This is a genomic window from Bacteroides sp. OF04-15BH (assembly GCF_003477995.1).
In the GTDB taxonomy this organism is placed as follows: domain Bacteria; phylum Bacteroidota; class Bacteroidia; order Bacteroidales; family Bacteroidaceae; genus Paraprevotella.
Genome location: NZ_QUEM01000002.1, coordinates 1 through 24345 on the forward strand (window position 1 = coordinate 1; position 24345 = coordinate 24345).

A 24345-nucleotide genomic window follows, 5' to 3' on the forward strand; every position below is an offset into this window, starting at 1 on the left:
CCGGAGGGATTCTTTTTTGTATCTACCTCTTTCTTCCAATTCTTGTTCTCTATATTCTTATGGCCCACCCGATATTTAGTGGGGGAAAATAAAAAAGCTTATCTATGTATCGTGGGAAATTCAATGATAGAGTCTTTGGTAAGTTTTATATTACCCTTTAATATATTATTCCGTTTTATAGTAGTAAAAGTAGAAAGTAATACAGACATTTTGTCTTACGACCTTCCTTCACTTGAGCTCTATTATCACATCAACAGAGATACATTTGAGAAACAGTACAAGGAGGTATTGAGTGGCTACCGGCAGTGGACGGATAAGGATCATACGGCAGAATGGTTGGTGTTTCCGGAAAATATCGGCCCCGTATCTGTATAGACGAGACTTCCATTCAGTGACGGGGAACTTTATACCATTGTATCCAATCCGAACAGTCATGGCAGAAAAGGAAGTCTGGTAGCCATAATCAACGTTGTAAAGTGATTATATCATTGACGTACTAAGACGCAGGATACCTTTTTCAAAGCGTTTAAAAGTAAGGGAGGTTACCTTGGATATGTCCAACAGTATAGTCTAGATAGTCCGATGCTGTTTTCCCAAGGCTATCCGGACAATAGGCTTCCATATCCAACAGATGACCTTTGAGGCTGTGCAGGAATTGTGCATCGCCCATCGTTGGGAAGCAATCCGGCAGGAGGCTGATGCCATGAGAGAGTCACGATTCAGGGGAAAATATATTTTCCGTTTGTTTTTTCAAATGGCGACTCTTTAAGACAACTGCTGGCACGTTCACGATACTTGCTGTTCAAGCCCCTAGAAAATGGCTTCGGAAACAAAAGGAGTTGGGAAAGATTCTTTTCGCTCAGTATCCAAACCTGCAGGAAACTTATTCCTTGTCACATTCCTTGAGGATGATTTTCTTCAAGAATACCCATAAGGATGCGGAGAGACAGTCTTCGGCAAAATGCTACGGCGAGGTCGACAGATCCGGGTTCAAAAGTTTCCAGGTTATTATTTCTACTTTGACAGAACACCATGATGGTGTCCTGAACCTCTCCGTAAACCGGTCTGCCAATATTTTTGCAGAGTTCTTTAATGCCAAAATCAAGCAATCCAGAACATGATCTTGAGGTGTCATAAATGTAGCTTTCTTCCATTTTATACTTACTAAAATTTATGCGTAATTATTCTATCTCCACGAGTTATCGAGTAATTCCTGTATACAGGCGTTTTAGCAGTATTTGATTATGAAATATGTGTTAGGTTGTTCTCTACTTATAAATGGCTTTAAAGGGCCTTATATAAAGCCTAAAGTAGATATGAGCATCTTTTGCATAGGGACTGAATGAGCTTTTTCGTAATGTCCTGTAGACTGTGAATGGTGAGAATAAATTTGTGGTTCGGATTGCCTTGTGGTAATGGAATTTTTTATGGAGTGGCTCGGATTGGTAAAAAACGGTTCAATAAGCATTTCTTAGGTGAGGAATATTTTATTGTGTCGTGGAGGGAAATGTGATGAAATACAACTAAAATAAAAGGAGCTGTATCGTGTGATTGCGATACAACTCCGTTTATTTGTGATTCGCTTGGGGTTCGAACCCAAGACCCCAACATTAAAAGTGTTGTGCTCTACCTGCTGAGCTAGCGAATCAGCCTATTTGCTTTTTGCGTTTGCAAAGATAAGTTTTTTTCCTGATATATGCAATATTCTACTTTCCTTTTTCTTTTAAAAAGATCTTTGAATATTTTTTAGGAATGCAGAGAATAATAATCTTTTCTTTACGCTTGCTGCTTATTATCTTTGTAACCCAATGATTAAATACTAATACCTAAAAAGAATGATGTGGAATAGTGTGAGGAGAATTACCGGCTCTTTGATGAGCATGAAGGGGGTTGTGAAATCCATCCGTTTTTGTTTGTTCGGCATGGCCGCATGCAGTGCTTTTGAGGCAGAGGCTCAAAATGTGAATCTGACGCCGCAGCCCAAGGATATACAGGTTCAGGAAGGGATGCTGACTTTGCCTTCCAGTTTTGAGGCCAATGTGAATCAGTTGGGAGATTCGGTGATTCAGGAAGTAGATCAGTTTATAGAGGTGCTCGGAGCGTCTTCCGGCATTTCGGTTAAGACCACAGGAGACGCCAAGGCTCTGTTGCAAGTACGTTTGAATCCCGAGATTAAAAATTCCGAAGGATATGTTTTGCGGGTTACCGATTCCGGTATTCTGGTGGAAGCCTCCTGTACCGACGGTTTCTTTTATGCCTTCCAGACGCTCAAGAAGATGCTTCCGGCCAATGTGATGGCCGGAGTAAAAGACCCGAAAGTTACTTCCTATGCGTTGCCTTTGGTGCAGATCACCGATGAGCCACGGTTCGGTTATCGCGGTTTTATGCTGGATGTAGCCCGTCATTTCTTTGATGTGGATGAGGTGAAACGGGTTCTGGACATGATGGCCTGCTACAAGATGAACAAGCTGCATCTGCATCTTTCGGATGATCAGGGATTCCGTGTGGAGATTACCAAATATCCCCGTCTGAATACCATCGGCAGTATCCGTGATGATTCCTACAGCACAGACTTTGGAGGATCGGGCAAACGAATTCATACTTACAAGCCCTACGGTCCGTATTATTATACCAAGGAACAGATTCGCGAACTGGTGGCTTATGCCGAGAAACTTCATATTGACATTATTCCGGAAATTGATATGCCCGGTCATTTCGGTGCCGCTATGGCCGCCTATCCGGAGTTCAGTTGTGAACCTGATGTGCGTCATCCGGTGATTTCTGATGAGAGTCACACACCGACCATTCCGAATGTGGCCAATCCAAAGACCTTGCAGTTTGCCAAGGACATTCTGAGTGAGATCATGGACCTCTTTCCTTATCCTTACATTCATATCGGCGGTGACGAATGTGATGCCAGCCACTGGGAACGGAACGAGGAATGTATGGCTTTTATGAAGAAAATGAATTTCTCTCATGTCAGAGCCTTGCAGAGCTACTTTACCAAAGAAATGGCCGACTTTGTGGCCACCCGAGGCTATAAACTGATGGCTTGGAATGAAACGATCACCGCAACAGGTTCTGATCTGAATCTGATTAAGAGCACGGGAGCAGACATCGTTTGCTGGACCGGTGCAGAGGCAGCCGCACAAAAGGCATACTCTTTGGGATTGAGCAATATCCTGGCGCCGCAGCCTACTTATTATATCAACCGTAAACAGAGCGCAGACCCGACGGAACCGACCGGACCGGGAAATGGTAATGAAACCCTTGAAGCGGTTTATAACTATGCTCCGGCAAACAATGTAGCTGCAGACAAGTTGCATTACTATAAAGGAGTACAGGCATGTATGTGGACAGAATATATCTCAGCCGACAAGCATCTGGAGTATATGGCGTTTCCACGTCTGATGGCAGTAGCCGAGAGCGGATGGTCGCCTGCTTCGAAGAAAAATTTCGAGAACTTCCGTCAGCGGATGCAGCAGGATACTGTTTTGTTTCATTACCGCGATTATGAATATGGCCGTCATTATCTCAAGGCATCGCAGTAGAAAACTTTTTGACTTTCAGGAGCCGAAAATTTCATCCTGATGATTTTCAGAAACGATTGGGATGAATTTTTCTTTTGATGGTGATGATTTTTTGAGGAGAGTGCAACCGGAATTTCCGTAGGGTAGGAGTGCTGCCGAAAGAGAAGCCTCATGCCTGCTTTTTCCCTGTAAAAAAACAAAAGGAATCTTATCAGTCCGATAAGATTCCTTTTGTTTTTGGTGCGCCTGATAGGACTCGAACCTACACGCCGCAAAGCACCAGATCCTAAGTCTGGCGTGTCTACCAATTTCACCACAGGCGCAGGATTATAACACAAAGGTAGTACTTTTTTTTTATTCTGCAAACTTTTGTGTCAAAAAACTGCGGGCTGCTTCTATCAGTGTATCCTTGTTTTTTTTCAGGTCTTCCAGGTTCATGCTCACCGGGATATCCGGTTCTATTCCGAACTCAATCTGCTGCATATCGGCATCATACATCGGGCAGGCCGAGAAGCGTACCAGCCAGCCGTTGGGCATTTCTGAGGTGAAAGGCATGCCCGAGCCGCCTCCGGTGCGGTCGCCCATGATTGTGACCTGCGGGCACACCTTCATGTTGCGTACAAAGGTGTTTGTCGAGCTGTAGCACGAACGGTTGGTAAGCACCACAACCGGCTTCTGCCATCTCAGACCGTTTGCCGGTTCGATATACTCAGGTTCCGGAGTGGAAAAGTCGGAATGCCCTGGTCCGTTTTTATGAGCGATATAGCCGGCCAGTCTTTTTTCATTGGTAAAATACCCCGAAAGCTTGGTGGCATAGGTCAGGTTGCCGCCACTGTTGTTGCGCACATCCAGAATCATGCCGTTGCAGGTTTTCAGTTCGGTCATCATGGCGGTGATATTGCCGTCGCCTATGGCTGAGCTGAAACTTTCGTAATACACATAGGCGATGTTGTCTTCCAGAATGCGGTATTTCAGTCCCGAGGCAATCTTATAGTCCGTGCCCAGGTAAAGCTGGTGCACACTGTCGTTGAAGTTTGCCGGATAGTCCTCGCGCCAGCTCCAGTTTCGTCCCACATCGCCGCTGCTGTAAAGGTTCACATGGCCGTCTCTCAGCTCGCCCAGCATGTCGCAGCACACCTCAAAGAACTGTTGTTGCGTCATCTGATTATTGATGCGCGGACGGTATACGGCATAGACGGAATCCCAGTCCAGACCATAGACTTCCCTTTTATAGTTAAAAAAACAATAGTTGCGGTCCATGCACTGCCAGAGGGCGTCAAAGTTGCCGGCCAGATCGTTCTGGTACTCGTCTTCGCGCACACAGCCGGCGCCGCACACCAGAATCAGGAGCGGCAGGAGTATGGAGCGGGAGAGGATATTGCTGAGTTTCATAAATATGATTAGAAGTTTGGAAGATTCTTATGCCGGTTCTCTTTTCTCTTCAGGAAATAGAAATCCTTGACGTAACCAATCAGGAATGAATGCCGGTAGGAGTGGTTCTTGATGCCGTTCACGCGGCTTTGCTCGATGTCGCAGCCGTAGCCCACCCGGAAGGTAAATCCTTTGATCGGGAAGTCCAGTGTGAGTGACTGGTATAGGGTCGGGGCATTTCCCGGATGGATAAAGCGGATGTTGTGGTCGTAATTGCCCAGGGTGAAAATCTCGTAGTATGACTGGTTGTAATTGGGCGAGAACATCATGCCGCAGAAAGGCAGGTCAATCTGATAACGTATCTGGAACGGTTGTTTCCGGATATGAAAGGGATAGGCGGCAATGCCCGAGGCATAAAGGCCGGTTCGTGCCAGTGCCTGTGCCGGATTGTTGCCGTTGCGTGTGTTATACACTCCTCCGGCCAGCATCTGGATGCCGCCTCCGGCAAACAGGCGCAGCGAAGAAGCCAGTGTCCAGGAGTAGTGCCATCCGATTTTGTAGGACAGGGAACCCGAAATGGCGCTGGCGCTTTGGGCAGGATTCTTGGAGAGGCCCAGATAACCTTCGGTTTTCTGCTGCGTGACGATGCGTCCGTCGAGCCAGTGTGTAGGGCGGAACTTTTCATGCACGATGCTTCCCTGCAGCCCCTCGTACTCAAAGGGCGACAGATAGGTATCCATCTGGTTCAGGTGTCCGATGCCGAAGAGGGTGCTGTGCGTCGTGTAGCGGTTCAGGTCGGTCTGTGCCCTTGCCGGAAGGACAAAGAGCAACAGTCCCCAAAGGCAAAGGGCCTTGAGGACTGTAGGTTTAGTTATCTTGTTCGTTGTTGGAATCATTATTTTCTGTATCAGAGAAATCAAATAGAGGCAATCCGTTGGGGCTTTCATTGCCTGTTTCTGTTTCTTCGCTTTCTTCGGCTTCTGCAACAGGGGCCGGCGGCAGCTCTTCGATGGAGTCGATGGTCCATGTCGTGATGCGCTTACCTTTGGCCTTGTAGCTCTTCAGTCCGATAAATTCGTTGGCATCTACCAGAATCGGATCGCGGAACTGGTCGTTTCCTCCCAGAGTAACCTTCAGCTGCGGAGCCGGTGTGTCGGTCAGCAGGATGAGGCGGGTATGCTTGTTCTCGCCCAGATAGCTGAGCGGCTTGGCCGATGATTCAAAGGTGAACCGCTTGATATAAGGCATGCCCTGCTGGTCGGCATCAAACAGACAGGCGCACCACACCTTTTCGGGTACGAACTTCTCAATGCGCATGATGTTCTGTTCGTAGTGGTTGTTCACATCGAAGTTGGTGGTGTAGAACTGTCCGTTGTCCAGAATGACCAGAATCTGGTCGTCACTCATGAACTCGCCCAGATAGTCACCGCGCTCGTCATAGTTCAATCGGTTCACATCGTGGTCGAACCACACCTTTCGTCCGCCCAGGGTGGAGCCGCCCCGGCTCTTCAGGCCGATGCGCTGCACCTCCAGTTTGGTGAGCAGGTTGCCGATACTCTGTTTTCCCTTGATGTTGATTTCGCTGAAATCGCGGTCAAAGAATATCTTTTTCAGTTTGGGCACCGGTTTGAGTGTCACCTTGATGACTTCAGCCTCACCGTTCGGATTGGCGGTGAAGTAAGCGATGCGTGAACCCGGTTTGCCTTGGGTGATGTCGTATTCGCGGTCGCGTGTGGCCGAAGTGATGTAGAAGCGTTTGATGTAGAAACTTCCGTTCTTTCCGTCGCGATACACCACATTATAGATGGTGCGCTTGTCGTTCTTCTTAAAGATAGCCACATGAATGATTTCGGCTTTCCGTTTTTCCTTCTTGCTCTTTTCCGTTTCGCCCACAAAGACTTTCTCGCTGTTGCGGATCACCTTGTAGGTTCCGTCGCGGTAGAACAGAATCACGTCGTCGATATCCGAGCAGTTGGCCACGAATTCGTCCTTCTTCAGCGAGGTGCCGATAAAGCCGTCTTCGCGGTTGATATACAGTTTTTCGTTCGCCTCTACCACTTTGGCAGCCACAATGGTGTCGAAGTTGCGCAATTCGGTACGGCGCTGGTGCGCTGCGCCATATTTTTCTTTCAGGAAGCGGAACCAGTTGGCGGTCACTTCCGTCAGGTTGTTCAGGTCACGGTCTATCAGGGCAATCTCCTCCTGCATGCGGGCAATGGCCTGGTCGGCCTTGTCCTTGTTGAATTTCAGGATGCGTGCCATCTTGATTTCCATCAGGCGCAGAATGTCTTCTTTGGTCACCTCACGGATCATTTTGGGATAGAACGGAGTGAGGCGTTCGTCAATATGTTCGCAGGCGGCATCCATGTCCTTGGCCTGTTCAAACTGGCGGTCCTTATAGATACGCTCTTCTATGAAAATCTTTTCGAGCGAAGCGAAGTGCAGGCTCTCGGTCAGTTCTCCTTTCTTGATGAGGAGTTCTTTCCGGATCAGTTCCCGGGTGTTGTCCACTGAGCGTTTCAATACTTCGCTCACACTCAGGAAACAAGGTTTCTGGTTGTCGATGACACAGCAGTTGGGCGAGATGCTTACCTCACAGTCGGTAAAGGCATACAGCGCATCGAGCGTCTTGTCCGAGCTGACTCCCGGTGTGAGATGCACCAGAATCTCGACCTGAGCCGCGGTGTTGTCTTCCACCTTGCGCACCTTTATTTTTCCCTTCTCGATGGCTTTCAGGATAGAATCGATGAGCGATGTGGTGGTCTTTCCGTAAGGTATTTCGGTAATGGCCAGCGTCTTGTTGTCTATTTTGTTGATTTTGGCGCGCACCTTGACGGCGCCGCCACGCTGTCCGTCGTTGTATTTGCTCACGTCAATGCTGCCGCCTGTCTGGAAATCGGGATAGAGCTGGAACTCTTCGCCGTGCAGATAGCTGACGGCGGCATCGCAGATTTCATTCAGATTGTGCGGCAGAATCTTGGAGGACAGACCTACGGCGATGCCTTCCACTCCCTGAGCCAGCAGCAAAGGGAATTTTACAGGGAGCGTGATCGGCTCCTTGTTGCGTCCGTCGTAAGAAAGTTTCCATTCTGTAGTCTTGGGATTGAACACCACATCCAGGGCAAATTTGGAGAGGCGTGCCTCAATGTAACGCGGTGCGGCAGCCGAGTCTCCGGTAAGGATGTTTCCCCAGTTTCCCTGACAGTCAATGAGCAAGTCCTTTTGCCCGAGCTGTACCAGAGCATCGCCGATGGAGGCATCGCCATGCGGATGAAACTGCATGGTGTGTCCCACAATGTTGGCCACTTTGTTGTAGCGTCCGTCGTCCATGCGCTTCATGGAGTGCAGAATACGGCGCTGCACCGGTTTGAAACCGTCGATGATATGCGGCACGGCGCGCTCCAGAATCACATACGAGGCATAGTCCAGAAACCAGTTCTGGTACATGCCGCTCAGATGATGCTTTACGTTTTCATCGTCTTTGGCTGCGGGTTTATAGTCAGAATGTTCTTCTATTTCTGTCGTATCTTTGCTCATGAGTATTCCTTAATACAGTGGTTTATAAACGTTTGCTACAAAAATACGAAAAAAAAGCGAGAAGACTTCCTTCGCGGATTGAAAAACTTGATTTGAGAAAATAAAAAAGCCGGCCGGAATCCTGTATTGGCGGATTCCGGCCGGCTGTATGGTTGGGGCGGAAGATAGCTTTATGGAATGACTACCTTTTTGCCTTTTGGAATGTAGATTCCGTGTTGAGGATCAGAAACGCGGCGTCCGGTCAAGTCATAGAACACCGGGTCGCTTTCTTGCTCTTCTTCAATCTGGTCAATGCCGGTTGTGATGACTTTCTGGTCTGTTTTAATCAGATTCCAGATAGAAGCACCCCAGCTTTTCGGCTTCAGGATAATGGTAGAGAAGGAACTTGGGTTGGTATACCAGCTGTAGGTACCGGTCGGATCGATGATGGCAATGCCCTTGTTCGACTGGTCGGTGCTGATTTCTTCCAGAGTCCATTTCTTGCTTCCGCTGGTACTGTTGTTTACTTTGATGGTCTGGCCTTCCGTGGATGAAGAAACATAGGCCGGCTTGTCGGTTACCTTACTGTAGATCATCACAGTGCCGTCATCTTGCTTGACAAAGTACCACAGGAAGCCTTTCTGATCAGAGCTCAGTGTCTTCGGCATGGCATTGATGACATTGGCGTAAGCGTAGTAAGTCGTGAAGTATGCATTCTGAATCTGATAGTAATACTCTTCAGAGATATTGTCTAACAGGCTCTTTCTCGGCATTTCCAGGAATTGGTTGTAAAGGGCGACATAGCTCTTGTAAGTAGCTTCGGAGATGATTTCCGTTCCGCTCAATACAGCCTGTGCCGGAGCGATGAGATCGTTCTTGAGGAAAGTGATGGCCTCTTCGGTCGGTTCGCCATATCCTCCGGTCAGCGGAGTTTCTGCAATGCGGTTGCATTTATACACCAGTCCCTCCAATTGCTTTCTGAAGTCTGTCACTTCTACCAGATACCAGGTACTTGCACTGCATAACTTCGGTTCGTTCTTGGCCATTACGAAGCCGCTTCCGGTTCCGGTGAGGCGTTTGACATTACCTGTTGCCGCATCTGAATATCCGGATACAGCCGAGATCGTTACAACGCCCGGAATGTAAGTATAGCTGCCATTGGCTATAGTGGCTTTGTCAATGCGGAGCGGAGTGCCGGCTTCGGTGCCCAGTGTGGCATTGCTGCCGAAGCTGTTCATCTGTACCTGCTTGTCTGAACCGTAGTTCTTCATGAGGTAACTGTCATTGTTCTGCTCGAAAATCCACAGTTCTTCCGGCTCGGTTTGAGGAGTATAATGAATGCGGATGTTGTCTCCGTCCTGATACATGCTTGAACCGGCATACTGCTGCTTGTAATAAGTTGATGCAGAAATCAGCTGGTAGACCTTGCCGGCCTGCGGCATCTGTATGGCACCATTCTTATAATTCTCGGTAGCTTCCTTCAAGGCTGCGATATTGGCTTCTTCCGGTGTTGCTGCCGCTTGGGTATAGGCTGCATCCAGAGCATCGTGCAATGTTGCGGACGGATAACCCACACCGCCGCGAACGGCCTGGTCCAGAATATCCTTGGCATCCTTCAGAGCCTGTTCGTTCTCGTCCAGTTCTTCCGGAGTGATGTAATGCTTGGCGTAATTCAGACCTTTGTATTCAAAGATTGCCGTATGAGTCTGCAGGCGGCGCAGGAAACTGGTCCAGTCCTTGCTGCTGTTGGGCAACCAGGCAATTTCTGAAAGCGCCAGCAGACGGGGGAGCAGCTGATACTCCAGCTCGATGCTGTCGTTACAGGTCTCGGTCCACATGTTGGCCTGTACGCCCAAGGCAAAGTCTTCGCGGCCAGAGAGAGGAGATAATGGATTCAGACTGTATACGGTTTCCAAAGAAACGACTTTGGTCTCGCTCCATCCTCCGTAGTACGGCTCGTCTACAACAGTCTGACCAGGACCGACCTGCATCATGTCCAGATACAGATGAGAATGAGGAGTGGCAATGCTCTTCAGGCCTTTGTCGGCGGCTTCGCTCATCTTGTTGATGCTGTTCCAGGCCATGACTACCGGCTTGACGGTGTTGGTGGCATGCCAGTGTGACAACAGCTCGTCCCATACCACGATGTCTTTGTTGTATTTCTCTTTTACATATATACCCAGTTCCTCAACCAGCCAGGATTGCAGTTCCTGCACACCGGCCAGTCCTTCGTCTTGCACACGTTTCAGACAGTCGGCATTGGTGCTCCATTGGGTTGTCGGACACTCGTCGCCGCCAAAATGGATATAAGGATATGGGAAAATGCCGGCCAGATTGTCGAGAATACATTTCAGGAAGTCGATGACTTCGTCTTTGCCGACATTCAGCACATCTTCGGAAACACCGCTGTCCAGACGGACAGAATATTTCTTTGTCGGGTCACAGCTCAACTCCGGATAGGCTGTAACGGCGGCCACCATGTGGCCCGGAAAATCCACTTCCGGAAGAATTTCGATATAGCGTTCCTTGGCATAGGCTACAATTTCTTTCAGGTCATCCTGAGTGTACCACATGCCACGGCCGTATTCTGTGTCGTCAAAGAATTTGCCGCTGCCGTCGCCCGGGCTTACGAAAGAGCCGCTTCGGATGCTGCCCACTTCGGTCAGTTTCGGATATTCCGGAATCTCGATACGCCAGCCCTGGTCATCAGTCAAATGCCAGTGCAGGATGTTCAGTTTGTAAGTTGCCATCAGGTCGATGATACGCTTTACCTCTTCCTTGCTGAAGAAGTGGCGGGCTATGTCGAGCATAAAGCCACGGTAGCCTACATTCGGCTTGTCCTCAATGCTTAGGAACGGAACCTCCCATACGGTGTTTTCAGCTTTGGCCTGAGCATAGATTTCGCGCGGCATCATCTGCTTCAGGGTTTGCAGACCATAGAAGAAACCGGCGCCGGTAGAGGCCTTGAGGGTAATCCGGTCATCCTCAACCTGCAGGGTGTAAGCTTCTTTTTCAACACTTTCATCCTGAATCAGGTTGATGGCTTTTGCTTCGCTGGTACCGGTACTCTCTTTAAGAGCCAGTTCTATTCCAGAAGTCTTCTTTAATTGCTCGGCAAAACTGCTGACTGTGTTCTGAATGTCTTGAGTTTCGCTAGGAACATAAGTGATGGCTGTCAGGGTGTTCAGGGCTAAAGTTCCTTCTTTCCGTTCTTTGAGTGAAGTTGGGTAAGGGATGATGCCGTACTTGCCAATAGACTGGTATTCTTCAAGAGACATGAACTTGAGCGGATTGTTTCCGTCGTTCTTGTCCCACAGACCCAATTCTTTACCTACTCCGGCTCCACCGAACTGGTTCATGGATACGGCAGCATTGCTTTGGGGCTGTATCTCGAATCCGCCCAGATAAGATGCGTTTTCGGTGCTGACAATGCGGAACAGCTGATTGTCTGACGGGGCGCTGCCAGAATAGAACTTTCCATTCTTGGAAGCCGAGTTGACATACAGCACCTGATTGGTCTTACTGGTCAATTTAAAACCATTGCTTTCGTCGCCTTCTATCTTCCAGAGCTGGGCGTCAGAACCCGAAGCCGCAGCTGTGCGGACAAGCGCACCGTCGCCCTGAGCCTCCAGAACATTGCCTTGGTTCAGAAATTGAATAAGATACCATACACTTTTTTCCGGAGTACTGATTTCCGGAAAATCAACTGCTTGTACCTGGGTGATTCCCAATAATGTGCACAAAAGAAATAGTAGTTTTTTAATCATTTTGGAATTAGATTTATGAATAATGCACCGAACATGGACTGTAGACGTCCGGTTCGATATGAAAAATAATGAACTTGATTCAGGTTCCCTTTCAGAAGTTACGTATTTTTTCCGAATCGTTTTTATAGCTTGCTGAGGCTGTGCTCTTTATGCGAACTTTGGCGATACAAAACGCCAATTTTATAAGAGAATCTTCACGATCCTTTTTCATCATTCCATGTTGAATTTTCACAAAAATAAGAACTTTATAATATATATGTAAGTGATTAACAATCTTTATTATCATAAATGATAAATGAGACTTCCATTTCCTCCTTTCTCCTTGAATATCGGTTCGTGAAGAGCCCGGAATAAGAACGCACCAGAGGTATAATCCGGTAGCAGGGTCGTGGCGGATCGGATAACTTCTTTCGAAAGACTGCTCTTTTCTTTGGCTGTATTATTTGTGAAACTCAACTAAAAATAAACGGATAAATGGGATTATTCTATAATATTCTGTATCTTTGCACTTTGTCCGATTGGATGACATTTTATAGAATATTCAATAATATACAAAAATATGGCACAGCAAGAAGATGTATTTAAGAAAATCGTATCCCATTGCAAGGAATATGGTTTTGTTTTTCCTTCCAGTGAGATTTACGACGGTTTGGGAGCTGTTTATGATTATGGACAGAACGGTGTAGAGTTGAAGAACAATATCAAACAGTACTGGTGGCAGAGCATGGTGCTGCTTCACGAGAACATTGTGGGTATTGATGCAGCAATCTTTATGCACCCGACAACCTGGAAAGCCAGCGGTCACGTAGATGCTTTCAACGATCCGTTGATTGACAACCGTGACAGCAAGAAGCGTTATCGTGCCGATGTGCTGATTGAAGATCAGATTGCCAAATACGACGAGAAGATCAATAAGGAAGTAGCCAAGGCTGCCAAGAAGTTTGGCGACAGCTTTGACGAAGAGAAATTCCGCAGCACCAACCCGCGCGTGTTGGAGCATCAGCAGAAGCGTGATGCGTTGCATCAGCGTTTTAGCGATGCCATGAACGCAAACGATTTGGCCGAGATCAAGCAGATTATTTTGGATGAAGGCATTGTTTGTCCGATCAGCGGCACACACAACTGGACCGATGTTCGTCAGTTTAACCTGATGTTCAAGACTGAGATGGGATCTACTGCTGAAGGTGCTTCTACCATCTATCTTCGTCCGGAGACTGCACAGGGTATCTTTGTGAACTATCTAAATGTGCAGAAAACCGGCCGTATGAAACTTCCGTTCGGTATTGCGCAGATTGGTAAAGCATTCCGTAATGAGATTGTGGCCCGTCAGTTTATCTTCCGTATGCGTGAGTTTGAGCAGATGGAGATGCAGTTCTTTGTAAAACCGGGAACTGAACTGGAATGGTTCGAGACCTGGAAGAAGACCCGTATGGCTTGGCATCAGGCTCTGGGCTTCGGTGCAGAGAACTATCGTTTCCACGATCACGAGAAGTTGGCACACTACGCTAATGCTGCTTCTGACATTGAGTTCAAGATGCCTTTCGGATTCAAGGAAGTAGAAGGTATTCACAGCCGTACTAACTTCGACCTGAGCCAGCACGCCAAGTTCTCAGGAAAGAAGATCGAGTACTTTGATCCGGAAACCAACGAAAGCTATACTCCGTACGTGATCGAGACTTCTATCGGTGTAGACCGTATGTTCCTGACTATCATGAGTCACAGCTATCAGGAAGAAAAATTGGAGAACGGCGAAACTCGTGTCGTATTGAAGTTGCCGGCAGCTTTGGCTCCTGTGAAGCTGGCTGTTATGCCGTTGGTAAAGAAGGACGGTCTGCCAGAGAAGGCACACGAGATCATCAACGAACTCCGTTTCCACTTCAACTGCAAGTACGACGAGAAGGATTCTATCGGTAAGCGCTACCGTCGTCAGGATGCTGTGGGAACTCCGTTCTGTGTGACAGTGGACTATGACACCCTGAAAGATAATACCGTTACATTGCGTTATCGCGACACGATGGAGCAGAAGCGTGTGCCGGTAAGTGAGTTGCGCGCTTTGATTGAAGATCAGGTGAGCATCACTTCTTTGTTGAAGAAAATTTTATAATCTATAAAACCCGATAAAGAAATGAGAAAATGCGTATGGTATCTGTGTTGCCTGTTTCTGTCGGCCTTTGCATTTGTCGCTTGTGACGAAAACGATGCGACCTTTGACAAATACGAAGGATGGCAGCAGCGTAATAAGGTATATTTTGAGCAAGTGGCCGATACGGCCCGACGCGCGATTGCTGCGGCCAAAGCCGAGCATGGCGACCAGTGGGAGCAACATTGCGACTGGCGAATGTTTCAGAGCTATTATAAGGTAGCTGGAAGTGCAGCCACCCTGACCGATTCAATCTGTGTAAAAGTTCTGAATACCGGAACAGGCAAGGGCTGTCCCATGTCAACAGATACCGTCCGTGTGCATTATCGGGGTATGCTGATGCCAACAAAGGATATCGTAAACGGAAAGGACACGCTGGTACAGGAAGTCTTTGATTACAGTTTTGTACCTCCATTGGATCTGAATCTGGCTTTCCCGAAGCTGCTGGGCGTATCCGGTACGATTGTCGGTTTCGGTACGGCATTGCAGTATATGCATTGCGGTGACCGATGGATGCTTTACATACCTGAAACACTGGGTTATGGAAGCACGGCTCAGGACAAGATACCGGCTTATTCGACCATCATGTTTGATGTGACGCTGGTAGACTATTATTCTCCGGGATCGAATATTCCGGACTGGCATTAGAAGAGAAAACAATCAGGCCTGCATGCTCTTGAATTTTCAAGGGCATGCAGGCCTGTCTTTATGAGACAAACCGGGTAAAAAAGTTCTGACGTGCTCTTATTTGAGGCATACTTGTGATTAAATGTTCTAACAAGATATAAATAAGAGAAAAATAAGGCTTTGGGGTGTAGAATCCGAAAAAAAACATTAATTTTGCACAATTGCTAGGATTTTGTGACATTGGGGCTGTTTCTGTATGATACTGATTTGCGAACAGTCTGATGTCTGCAACAGATCAATATCCCGTGTAAACAAAACTACAACAAATAAAATAAACAAATATGGTTGTATCTAATAATACCCCGCATCACACTGCAATTCGCAAAGTTCTTATCGCCAACCGCGGTGAGATTGCTGTGCGTGTCATGCGTTCTTGTCGAGAAATGGAGATCCGTTCTGTGGCTGTGTTTTCAGAAGCCGACAGAACAGCCAAGCATGTATTGTATGCCGATGAAGCCTGCTGCATCGGTCCTGCTGCATCGAAGGACAGCTATCTGAACATAGATAAGATCATCGCTGCGGCGAAGAAGCATCAGGTTGATGCCATTCATCCGGGTTATGGTTTCCTTTCGGAAAACTCAGAGTTTGCGCGTCGCTGCAAGGAAGAAGGAATTATCTTCATCGGTCCTACAGCAGAAACCATGGATATGATGGGAGACAAGATCTCGGCACGTACCTGCATGAAAGCCGCTCAGGTTCCGGTCGTTCCGGGCACAGAGAAAGGATTGCAGAGTCCTGAAGAAGCTTTGGCTGTAGCCAAGGAGATCGGTTTCCCTGTGATGATGAAAGCCTCTATGGGAGGTGGCGGTAAAGGTATCCGTCTGATTCACGACGAGAGCGAAGTGAAGGAAGCCTATCTTTCTGCCAAGTCAGAATCTTTGTCTTCATTTGGTGACGACACGGTTTATATTGAGAAATTTGTAGAGGAGCCGCATCATATTGAGTTCCAGATATTGGGAGATATGTATGGCAATGTGATCCATTTGTATGAGCGCGAGTGCTCCGTACAGCGCCGCAATCAGAAGATCGTAGAGGAGAGTCCTTCTCCATTCGTTACTCCTGAACTGCGCGAAAAGATGGGTCAGGCTGCCGTTGCAGCTGCCAAGGCCGTAAATTATGTCGGCGCCGGTACCATTGAGTTCCTGGTAGACAAGAACCGCAACTTCTACTTCCTGGAGATGAACACCCGTTTGCAGGTGGAGCATCCGATTACCGAGGAAGTGGTTGGCGTGGATCTGGTAAAAGAGCAGATCAATGTGGCCAGCGGACTGCCTTTGCGCCTGAAGCAGGAAGACATCAAGCAGCGCGGACACGCCATCGAGTGCCGTATCTGTGCCGAGGATACCGAGTTCAATTTCATGCCGTCGCCGGGAATGATCCGTCAGCTGGTTGAGCCGAACGGTATCGGTGTGCGCTTCGACAGCTATGTGTACGAGGGTTATGAAATCCCGATTCACTATGATCCGATGATCGGTAAGCTGATCGTCTGGGCGGTGAACCGCGAATATGCCATCGAGCGTATGCGTCGTGTGCTCTACGAGTTCAAGATAACAGGCGTAAAGAACAATATCAGTTATTTGAGAAAGATCATGTCCACTCCGGATTTCGTGGAAGGACATTACGATACAGGCTTCATTGCAAAGAATGCCGAGTCCCTGAAGCACAAGAACAGTTCTAAGGGTACTGCCGAGAATATCGCAATCATTGCAGCCTATATTGACTATCTGATGAATTTGGAAGAGAATGCTTCTGCCGGTTTGAAGGACAATAGTCCGATCAGTCGCTGGCGAGCCTTCGGTTTACATAAAGGTGTTCTAAGAATTTAATTATGGAAATACGTATTGGTGATCGAGTGGCTGATGTGCAGCTGCTCAGCAAAGAAGGCAACAACGTTCATATCAGCATTGACGGTGTTGAGTATGAAGTGGACGTGGCGATGGTAGAACGCGGTGGATGTTCTGTTCTCTATGCAGGAAAATCTTACAATGCGGAATTCGTGCGTTCGGACAACGGAAAGAACTACAAGGTGAATACCAATTTCTCTACCTATGACGTGGAGATCATTGATTCCAGCGCCAAGTATCTGCGCATGAAGAAAGGTTCGGACGAACTTCAGGACAATAAGATCGTATCGCCGATGCCGGGTAAGATTGTCAGCGTGCCGGTGCAGGTGGGCGATCATCTGAATGCCGGTGATACTGCCGTGGTGATTGAGGCCATGAAGATGCAGAGCAATTACAAGGTAAGTTCCGACTGTACTGTAAAGGAGATCCTAATCAAAGAAGGAGATACGGTTGCTGCCGATCAAGTTCTTATTCTTTTAACTTTAGACGAGGATAAATAAACATGGAAAGAGAAGAACAATATAACAAGTTTCATGAGATAAACAAGGCTGCCGAGGCTGGCGGCGGTGTAGACCGCATCCAGAAGCAGCACGAGAGCGGCAAGATGACTGCCCGCGAGCGTATTGACATGCTGTTGGATAAGGGCACATTTGTAGAGATGGACAAGCTGGCCATCCACAAGTGCACCAACTTCGGTATGGACAAGAATCATATTCCGGGCGACGGTGTCGTTTCCGGATACGGTAAGATCAACGGCCGTCTGGTCTTTGTTTATGCTTACGACTTTACCGTTTACGGAGGTACGCTGAGTGCCGTAAACTCCAAGAAGATTGTGAAGGTGCAGGAACTGGCGCTGAAGAACGGCGCTCCGATCATTGCCCTGAACGATTCAGGCGGTGCCCGTATTCAGGAGGGTGTAGAGAGCTTGACCGGTTACGCTTCCATCTTCTATCAGAACACCATTTCTTCGGGTGTGATTCCGCAGATTTCTGCCATCATGGGTCCTTGCGCCGGTGGTGCCTGCTATTCTCCGGCTCTGACTGACTTCATCTTCATGGTGAAGGAGAACAGCCACATGTTCGTGACCGGACCGGATGTTGTGAAGACCGTGACTCACGAAGATGTAAACAAGGAAGAGCTCGGCGGTGCCTATACACACAGCAGCAAGAGCGGTGTGTCACACTTCCTAGGTAACAGCGAGGAAGAGGTGCTCATGGCAATCCGTGAACTGCTCACTTTCCTGCCGTCAAACAATATGGACGATGCGCCGGTAAGCCCGTCTAAGGACGATGTAAACCGCATTGAAGAGGCTTTGCAGACTGTAGTTCCGGTAGATCCGAACATGCCTTACGATATGAAGGACATCATCGAGCCGGTACTCGACGATCACTACTTCTTCGAGATTATGCCGCATTTTGCCAAGAATGCTTTGGTGGGATTCGGTCGTCTGGGCGGCCGCTCAGTGGGTATCGTAGCCAACCAGCCGGCTTATCTGGCAGGTGTGCTGGATATTGATGCTTCAGACAAGATGGCCCGTTTCATCCGTTTCTGCGACTGTTTCAACATTCCGGTGGTTACTTTCGTAGACGTTCCGGGATTCCTGTGCGGAACCAACCAGGAGCACAACGGTATCATCCGTCACGGAGCCAAGATCGTGTTTGCCTATGCTGAGGCCACTGTTCCTAAACTGACCGTGATTACCCGTAAGGCTTACGGTGGTGCCTACATCGTGATGTCCAGCAAGCAGATCGGTTCGGACGTGAACTTCGCTTATCCTACTGCCGAGGTGGCTGTGATGGGTGCCGAGGGTGCTGTAAATATCTTGTACCGCAAGGCCGACGAGGAGACCAAGCAGAAGGCTATTCAGGAATACAAGGAAAACTTTGCCAATCCTTATCGTGTGGCTGAACTGGGTTATATCGATGAGATCATCGAGCCTAAGGATACCCGTAAGAAGCTGATTCAGGGATTGGAGATGGCCCGCAACAAGATGAATACCCTGCCTCCGAAGAAGCACGGAAATATTCCATTGTAATTCAGAACACCGGTTCCGGAAACATCCGAACGGATGCGGAAGGGTGGAGATATATCCAAACGGGGAAGTCTGTTCATTCAGACTTCCCCGTTTTGTGTTTCTGCGCATTAGTCAGAATGACATTTTGATAAATCGGAGGGTTGAGATTGCCGATTATGCAGCCGACCATGCCGCAGAGGGAAAATAACGGAATCTCGGCACGCCTCTTTGAGGGTTATAAGATTAAAACACAATGGCTTATATGTGGAAATAAGCTGTCGGCTCCTGCCCGAAACAGTGCGGAAAGTGTGAATAAAACAGTCTTCGATACCGCTTTTGGCACGGCATACTGATGATTTGAAAAAAAGGCTTCGGTGATTTGTTGCAGTCACCGAAGCCTTTTTGGCGTTATTGGGGAAACAAAATTCAGGTTTCCGCGTATCTTTTCTGTATAAAAAGCGTATATATGCAGCTTTTTGTCCTTTCCAAATAGAATCTTTATGCAGTTTGCCTTCCGGATGCCCGGTTCTGCAAAAATGAGTTGTCAGGAAAAACAGTCAAATCCGTTCTCCAAGAATCAGAAACCCGTATTCTGCTGCCACTTTGTTTTCAGAACTTAAAGCTGATGGTGGCATAAGGCAGGCAGTTCCGGTGATAGCTGACAAAATAAAAGTCCTGAATCTCCTCATCGGGTGGGTTGCCTACAATGCTGTATAGACCGGCGCGCAGCACCAGAAGGATTTTCTTGAAAGCCCGCTGATAACCATATCCGGCATCCAGGCGGTACATCGTCGGTTCGCGGAATCCTCTGAACTGTATTTCCGAATCGAAATCCCAGTCATCACTAAAATCCCTCACCCGACCGGAGCGCACTTCACCACCCACGGAAACCGAAGAATACTTGGTAAACTGGAAACTTACAGCTGTGGCAAAAGAGTGGGGGATGTCGTACAGCGAAGGAAGCGTGCCCATGTCTTTCAGTTCCGTGAACCTTTCCTTGCTCCGGATATAGGCATACGAGGCCTGTACCGACCATTTCTGCCACCGCTGGGTGAAGTAGACCTTGGCACCGTAGCTGTGGCCCTTGCCCGACATGATGTAGTGTTTCCACTGGTCATCCTCCGGGAATACGTCCGGCCGCAGGGCCAACACATTTCTTCGGGTTTTGAAGAAAGAAGACACTTCCCAGTAGCCTTTCGACAGAAAATGCTTCCAGCCTATTTCATAATGTTCCGAGGTGCGCGGTTGGAATCCGCCGATACTGGGCATCCGAAAGTCAGTGGGTAGGGCAAAATTGTCGACGCAGATATAGTGGTAGAACTGTTCCATGCGCGAAGCGCTGGCATAAAGCAGATCCTTGTTGCCCAGAGAATATCTCAGCATGAACCGGGGCTGTATGCTTTCATACTTGCGGTGCTTGTCGGGCGCATAGAACACGAAGTTCACTCCCACCTGCGCCGAGAGACGCGGAGAGATGCGGATTCGGTTGTCGTAGAACAGAGAGAGCTGGTTCACCGGTTCGTTCCGGTTCATCAAGGTATCTCCGAAAACCGCCATTTCATAAATCTCGCGCGACAGGCGCATGCCCCAGCTGGCATGGAATACCGGATCCTGCTGGTAATTGAACGAGGCCATCAGCGACATGGAGCGTATGCCGCTCTTCAGGAATTGCATGTTCTCAAAATCCGCATCGACCATTTGGGCCCTGTTGGTATAATAGGTATAAGCCAGTGCGGAAGAAAAAGAGAAATGCTTTCCGAACAGCATGTTATATCCCAGTTGGTAAATCTGGTTGTTCCACTTCATGAGCGTTTCGTTCTTGTTCTGTTCGTTGGGATAATAGAATCTGTCATTGGCCTGATAGACCAGTGCCTGCAACGATTGGCGGGCGCTGATGTCCCATGCCAACTTGGCGTGCCAGTCGTTGTAGGAATGGTTCATGCGTCTGTCTTCGTTGACCAGTTCGTCAAAGAAATCCAGCCAGCTGCGCCGTCCACCCACGATATAAGAAAGCTTGTTCTTGATGAGCGGTCCTTCGAGGGTGCCCGCAACGGCCGGCATGTCGAGCGACAGAGTGCGCATGTGCTCCTGTTTGTTGCCCTCTTTCATTTCGACCTCCGTTACTGAAGAGAGCCGTCCCTCAAACTGGGTGGGGAAGAAACTGCGGTGAAAGGTTACGTTTTTTATGGCATCGCCATTGAACGGCGACATCATGCTATTCATGTGCCCGTAATGATACAGCGGCACTCCGTCCACCAGCAGCAGATTCTCGTCGTCGCCGCCACCGTTAACCTGAAAATGGATGCCCATCGGCGAACCGATGACACCCGGCAGGATGCTCATTTGCGAAAACAGATTGGCATTGGTAAAGGTCAGCTTGTTGGTGGGCAGGGATTCGTCCAGCTCCATCGGGGGAATCTCCGGGCGCACGGTCGTTTCCTGAAGTTCTATGGAGAGCGGTTTCATCCGGAGATCCAACTGCTGGTTCTGATTCAGCGTAATGTCTTTCTGTATCGGGTGATAGCCCATATAATGTATGCGCATGCGGTAGGTACCTTCCAGCATGTTCAGGCTGAATTTCCCGTCTTCAGTCAGGGCTGTGTAGTTTTTTCCCGTGGATGTTTCCAGAAACACAACAAAGGCATCGTTCAGCTTTTCTCCCGTTTCCTCCTCTCGGATGCTTCCTTCCAGTTGATAGTTGCGGCGCGCGTCTATCTGCAACAGAAGCTTGCGCCCCGGCTGTTCCTGCACATTCATTTTGCAGGCCGGCATCAGGCGGGAAAGAAACTGCGCTACGGTCAGTGTGTCGGGTTCTTTTATGGATATTTGTTCGTTCAGGTTCAGTTGCGAGGTGTTATAGGCCAGAGTTACGTTCTGCTCCTGTTCCAGCCATGTCAGCCATCCTTGTAAGGAAGTCTTTGCCGGTTTCAGGTAAATCACCTCACCGGCACATGACGTTTGTGGCTGTGCCCCGACGGGACACAGCCAACAAAACAGAAAAAATAGAATCCACGAGCGTTTTAACATTCCTATTGTTTTATGACAAGCCGGTAGTGGCTGTTGTCTGTTTTTTCATACTGGCACTTGCACAGTTCTGCCAGTTCCTGTACCACCTGTTCCATCTGGTTCAGGTCCAGGCGGGTGCTTATCTTGTTCTTTCCTACTTTAGCATCCATGGTAATTTGTACTCCGGTGATGGTCTCGATTTGCTTGACCACCTCCTCCAGAGGTTCGTTCTGCACTACCAGCTGTTTCTGCACAAAGCCGAATACTGCTTCGGGCTGGTCTATTTTTTTCATGATAATCTTGCTTCCGGTGATTTCCACCTGTTCATTTTTCTCAAGCTCCACTTCCGAGCTGCCGGAGGTTACTTTCACCTTTCCGGTGCGTACCTGCACATTCATGCGGCGGTCGGCAGCGGTCTCTACGATGAATGATGTACCGAGCACTTCGACAAAGGCTTCGTCTGCCTTGATGCGGAATTTTCTTCCGTGGCTTTTCTTCACCTTGAAGAATACCTTACCCTGCATATCCACCTTGCGGTCGCCTTCATTCTGAGCAATCCTGCAGTCTACAACCGCATTCGGGAAGAGGATTACTTCAGAGCTGTCGGGCAGCAGATAGTTCTGGATGCTGGCGGTGCGGTTCTCAAAACGCAGAGCATCGCTTGTCGGAATCAGGCGGATAGCCATCCAGGCCACAATCAGCGAAGCGGCTACGGCCGAAATGACCGTCCAGGTGATCCGGTGAATTTTCTTTTGGGTCTTCAGTCTGGGCTCTATCTTCTGCCAGGCGAGGTCGGCATTGAACATCGGGGCTTGATGAAGCTTTTCTTCAGTATGTTCCATAACACGTTTCAGTTTGTGGAACTCCTCCGGATTGTTCTGGATCCAGAGTTCTATATCTTTTCGCTGTTCTCCGTTGAGCTCTTCCTTGGCAAAGTATTTTCCCAGGAGTTCATTGATATAATCTTGATTTTTCATTGCCATAAATGGATAAATAGTTCAAATATAAGAAATGTCAGTAAGAACGGCAGCGGCCGGCTGGCCGTGTATTGTCTCAGCAGTCTGATGGCCTTTCCCATTTGATTTTCCACCGTTTTCTCTGATATGTTCAGTTTGCAGGCAATTTCGCGGTACTTCATGGTGTGCAGCTTGCTCATCAAGAAGATTTCACGGCATCTTTCGGGGAGAATCTTCATGATCTCATTCAGCAGATCCTCCGGATGCGCTTGCGGCTGTTCCTGCTCCTGACTTTCGTTCCAATGTTCCATTTGTGGCGGATTCACATCGTCTAGGGACAGAACGAGTTCCTTTTTGTTTTTTCTCAGATAAGAGATACACCCGTTTCGTACGCAACGTACCAGGTAAGCATAGAATTCATTGTCGGGCAATGCGTCTTTTCCTTTCTCCCACACGGAGATAAACGCTTCCTGAACGACATCCTCGCAGGTCTCTGCGTCGGGAACATATCCGTAGGCTATGCTGCATAGCCTGGGATAGTATTCCTTGAATTTGGTTTCAAATAGTTCTTTCCGGTTCGATTTCATACTAACGGGTGTACTGGTTTTATATTATAGAATAGAAACAGATGTTCTTGAGAGAGGTTAGAATCCCAGGCTCAGGCCGGCGGTAACAAATCCTTTGGTTCCGAAACCGGCTTCTACGAAGCCTCCGATACGATCGTTGCCTACTCTGATGGCAATCGGATTGATTTGATAGGCAAATGAGGTAGAGAGGGTTGATTTCTTGGCTGCCATTTCCTTTCCTTCATCGTTCAGTCCTTTTTCTGATTCTCTGCACAGGTTTATTCCGGCAGCAGCAGAACCGTAAAGCTCTACGAGGTTACGCTTGAAATAGATGAATTCGGCGGTAGGCAGAATCATGAAGTTCAGTTTGCGCTCCTGAATCGATGGGGCGGTCTGTCCGTTCAGAGTCAGCTTGCTGGTCTGCATGGCAAAGCCCAAATCACCACCCACTCTGAAGCGTTGTATGTTGTAGCGGTAGCCCAGACCAAACACGCCAATCACTTTGTCATCAGTACGCTTGCTGCCCAGTAGTGCGTCCGACAGTCCGCTGCCAAAGACATTGGTCATGGTTAACGTGGTTCCGTCGCTGACAGACAGTCGGATGTCGTGTTTGTTCTCCGACGGAGTGAATTTAGATTCCGCACGAACTGCACTGATAGAAGAGGCAACACACAAAGATAATACGATAGCTTTCAATTTCATAAGATTTGATTTTTTAATTAATATTTATTTTCCTAAATTTCAAAACTTTGTTGGTCGGACCGGGTCCGCCTTTCGGAAATGATCAGAAGCGTTTCGGTTCTTGTTTGAACGCTGCTTTCTGAGCCGCTTTCGTATTCATAACGCAGGTACTGGAAAATACCCCTATGTGTTCCGGAAATTTTTTCAAAAAAATAGGTCGGGAAGTCTCTTTCCGGATGAAAGAGTCGCTTCCCGACCTTATTTATG

15 protein-coding genes, 2 tRNA genes and 1 pseudogene are annotated in these 24345 nt (G+C 48.2%); 8 read left to right on the forward strand and 10 right to left on the reverse strand.

Going from position 1 to position 24345, the window contains the following annotated elements:
- Together DXA74_RS16895 and DXA74_RS16900 are read left to right on the forward strand one after the other, a co-directional pair.
- Positions 1 to 375: pseudogene (locus DXA74_RS16895) on the forward strand (hypothetical protein); the annotation flags it as partial.
- Between the two features lie 464 nt (positions 376 to 839).
- The gene (locus DXA74_RS16900) at positions 840 to 1121 is read left to right on the forward strand and encodes a transposase (protein WP_370448472.1); all 282 of its coding nucleotides are present in this window, start codon (positions 840 to 842) and stop codon (positions 1119 to 1121) included.
- A gap of 454 nt (positions 1122 to 1575) precedes the next feature.
- On the opposite strand, the gene DXA74_RS00985 is transcribed toward DXA74_RS16900, so the two are convergent.
- Positions 1576 to 1648: transfer RNA gene (locus DXA74_RS00985), tRNA-Lys, on the reverse strand.
- 187 nt (positions 1649 to 1835) lie between these two features.
- Between DXA74_RS00985 and DXA74_RS00990 the strand changes: the two genes are divergently transcribed.
- Positions 1836 to 3551 (forward strand): beta-N-acetylhexosaminidase, encoded by a 1716-nt coding sequence (locus DXA74_RS00990; RefSeq protein WP_118524973.1) that lies wholly within the window; start codon positions 1836 to 1838, stop codon positions 3549 to 3551.
- 217 nt (positions 3552 to 3768) lie between these two features.
- Here the strand turns inward: DXA74_RS00990 and DXA74_RS00995 are convergent.
- The 5 genes from DXA74_RS00995 to DXA74_RS01015 all read right to left on the reverse strand — a co-directional run bounded on the left by DXA74_RS00995 (position 3769) and on the right by DXA74_RS01015 (position 12160).
- Positions 3769 to 3853 (reverse strand) — tRNA-Leu (locus tag DXA74_RS00995).
- Between the two features lie 31 nt (positions 3854 to 3884).
- Complete coding sequence (locus DXA74_RS01000; RefSeq protein ID WP_118524974.1) at positions 3885 to 4922, reverse strand: S41 family peptidase; 1038 nt, start codon at positions 4920 to 4922, stop codon at positions 3885 to 3887.
- Between the two features lie 8 nt (positions 4923 to 4930).
- A complete protein-coding gene (locus tag DXA74_RS01005) occupies positions 4931 to 5797 on the reverse strand; it encodes a DUF3316 domain-containing protein (protein WP_158575998.1) in 867 nt (288 codons plus the stop codon).
- Complete coding sequence (locus tag DXA74_RS01010) at positions 5769 to 8438, reverse strand: DNA gyrase/topoisomerase IV subunit A (RefSeq protein ID WP_118524976.1); 2670 nt, start codon at positions 8436 to 8438, stop codon at positions 5769 to 5771. The genes DXA74_RS01005 and DXA74_RS01010 overlap by 29 nt, the downstream gene beginning before the upstream one ends.
- A 170-nt stretch (positions 8439 to 8608) precedes the next feature.
- Positions 8609 to 12160 carry a family 20 glycosylhydrolase gene (locus DXA74_RS01015; protein WP_158575999.1) on the reverse strand — a complete coding sequence of 1184 codons (3552 nt, stop codon included), beginning with the start codon at positions 12158 to 12160 and terminating at the stop codon, positions 8609 to 8611.
- A gap of 583 nt (positions 12161 to 12743) precedes the next feature.
- On the opposite strand from DXA74_RS01015, the gene DXA74_RS01025 reads away from it, so the two are divergent.
- From DXA74_RS01025 to DXA74_RS01045, 5 genes are all read left to right on the forward strand, one after another.
- Positions 12744 to 14288: a glycine--tRNA ligase gene (locus DXA74_RS01025; protein ID WP_118524979.1), complete on the forward strand. Its 1545-nt coding sequence runs from the start codon at positions 12744 to 12746 to the stop codon at positions 14286 to 14288.
- Positions 14289 to 14309: 21 nt separating this feature from the next.
- Complete coding sequence (locus tag DXA74_RS01030; RefSeq protein WP_118524980.1) at positions 14310 to 14972, forward strand: FKBP-type peptidyl-prolyl cis-trans isomerase; 663 nt, start codon at positions 14310 to 14312, stop codon at positions 14970 to 14972.
- A 320-nt stretch (positions 14973 to 15292) separates the two neighbouring features.
- Positions 15293 to 16837, forward strand: a complete 1545-nt coding sequence (gene accC, locus DXA74_RS01035) for an acetyl-CoA carboxylase biotin carboxylase subunit (protein ID WP_118524981.1) — start codon at positions 15293 to 15295, stop codon at positions 16835 to 16837.
- Between the two features lie 2 nt (positions 16838 to 16839).
- A complete protein-coding gene (locus DXA74_RS01040; protein WP_118524982.1) occupies positions 16840 to 17355 on the forward strand; it encodes a biotin/lipoyl-containing protein in 516 nt (171 codons plus the stop codon).
- A gap of 2 nt (positions 17356 to 17357) precedes the next feature.
- Complete coding sequence (locus DXA74_RS01045; RefSeq protein WP_118524983.1) at positions 17358 to 18890, forward strand: acyl-CoA carboxylase subunit beta; 1533 nt, start codon at positions 17358 to 17360, stop codon at positions 18888 to 18890.
- A gap of 588 nt (positions 18891 to 19478) precedes the next feature.
- On the opposite strand, the gene DXA74_RS01050 is transcribed toward DXA74_RS01045, so the two are convergent.
- The 4 genes from DXA74_RS01050 to DXA74_RS01065 are packed head-to-tail and all read right to left on the reverse strand — an operon-like array spanning position 19479 to position 24099.
- A complete protein-coding gene (locus DXA74_RS01050; RefSeq protein WP_118524984.1) occupies positions 19479 to 21896 on the reverse strand; it encodes a TonB-dependent receptor domain-containing protein in 2418 nt (805 codons plus the stop codon).
- Between the two features lie 2 nt (positions 21897 to 21898).
- Positions 21899 to 22852 (reverse strand): FecR family protein, encoded by a 954-nt coding sequence (locus tag DXA74_RS01055; RefSeq protein WP_158576000.1) that lies wholly within the window; start codon positions 22850 to 22852, stop codon positions 21899 to 21901.
- The gene (locus tag DXA74_RS01060) at positions 22849 to 23418 is read right to left on the reverse strand and encodes an RNA polymerase sigma-70 factor (RefSeq protein ID WP_118524986.1); all 570 of its coding nucleotides are present in this window, start codon (positions 23416 to 23418) and stop codon (positions 22849 to 22851) included. Before DXA74_RS01060 ends, DXA74_RS01055 begins: the two co-directional genes overlap by 4 nt.
- Positions 23419 to 23475: 57 nt before the next feature.
- Positions 23476 to 24099, reverse strand: a complete 624-nt coding sequence (locus DXA74_RS01065) for a hypothetical protein (protein ID WP_118524987.1) — start codon at positions 24097 to 24099, stop codon at positions 23476 to 23478.
- Positions 24100 to 24345 lie beyond the last annotated feature (246 nt).

What these genes read in the sequence shown, in the direction of transcription:
- DXA74_RS00990 (WP_118524973.1), top strand. Translation starts at nt 1,836, where the DNA reads ATGATGTGGAATAGTGTGAGGAGAATTACCGGCTCTTTGATGAGCATG.
- DXA74_RS01000 (WP_118524974.1), bottom strand. Translation starts at nt 4,922, where the DNA reads ATGAAACTCAGCAATATCCTCTCCCGCTCCATACTCCTGCCGCTCCTG.
- DXA74_RS01005 (WP_158575998.1), bottom strand. Translation starts at nt 5,797, where the DNA reads ATGATTCCAACAACGAACAAGATAACTAAACCTACAGTCCTCAAGGCC.
- DXA74_RS01010 (WP_118524976.1), bottom strand. Translation starts at nt 8,438, where the DNA reads ATGAGCAAAGATACGACAGAAATAGAAGAACATTCTGACTATAAACCC.
- DXA74_RS01025 (WP_118524979.1), top strand. Translation starts at nt 12,744, where the DNA reads ATGGCACAGCAAGAAGATGTATTTAAGAAAATCGTATCCCATTGCAAG.
- DXA74_RS01030 (WP_118524980.1), top strand. Translation starts at nt 14,310, where the DNA reads ATGAGAAAATGCGTATGGTATCTGTGTTGCCTGTTTCTGTCGGCCTTT.
- accC (WP_118524981.1), top strand. Translation starts at nt 15,293, where the DNA reads ATGGTTGTATCTAATAATACCCCGCATCACACTGCAATTCGCAAAGTT.
- DXA74_RS01040 (WP_118524982.1), top strand. Translation starts at nt 16,840, where the DNA reads ATGGAAATACGTATTGGTGATCGAGTGGCTGATGTGCAGCTGCTCAGC.
- DXA74_RS01045 (WP_118524983.1), top strand. Translation starts at nt 17,358, where the DNA reads ATGGAAAGAGAAGAACAATATAACAAGTTTCATGAGATAAACAAGGCT.
- DXA74_RS01050 (WP_118524984.1), bottom strand. Translation starts at nt 21,896, where the DNA reads ATGTTAAAACGCTCGTGGATTCTATTTTTTCTGTTTTGTTGGCTGTGT.
- DXA74_RS01055 (WP_158576000.1), bottom strand. Translation starts at nt 22,852, where the DNA reads ATGAAAAATCAAGATTATATCAATGAACTCCTGGGAAAATACTTTGCC.
- DXA74_RS01060 (WP_118524986.1), bottom strand. Translation starts at nt 23,418, where the DNA reads ATGAAATCGAACCGGAAAGAACTATTTGAAACCAAATTCAAGGAATAC.
- DXA74_RS01065 (WP_118524987.1), bottom strand. Translation starts at nt 24,099, where the DNA reads ATGAAATTGAAAGCTATCGTATTATCTTTGTGTGTTGCCTCTTCTATC.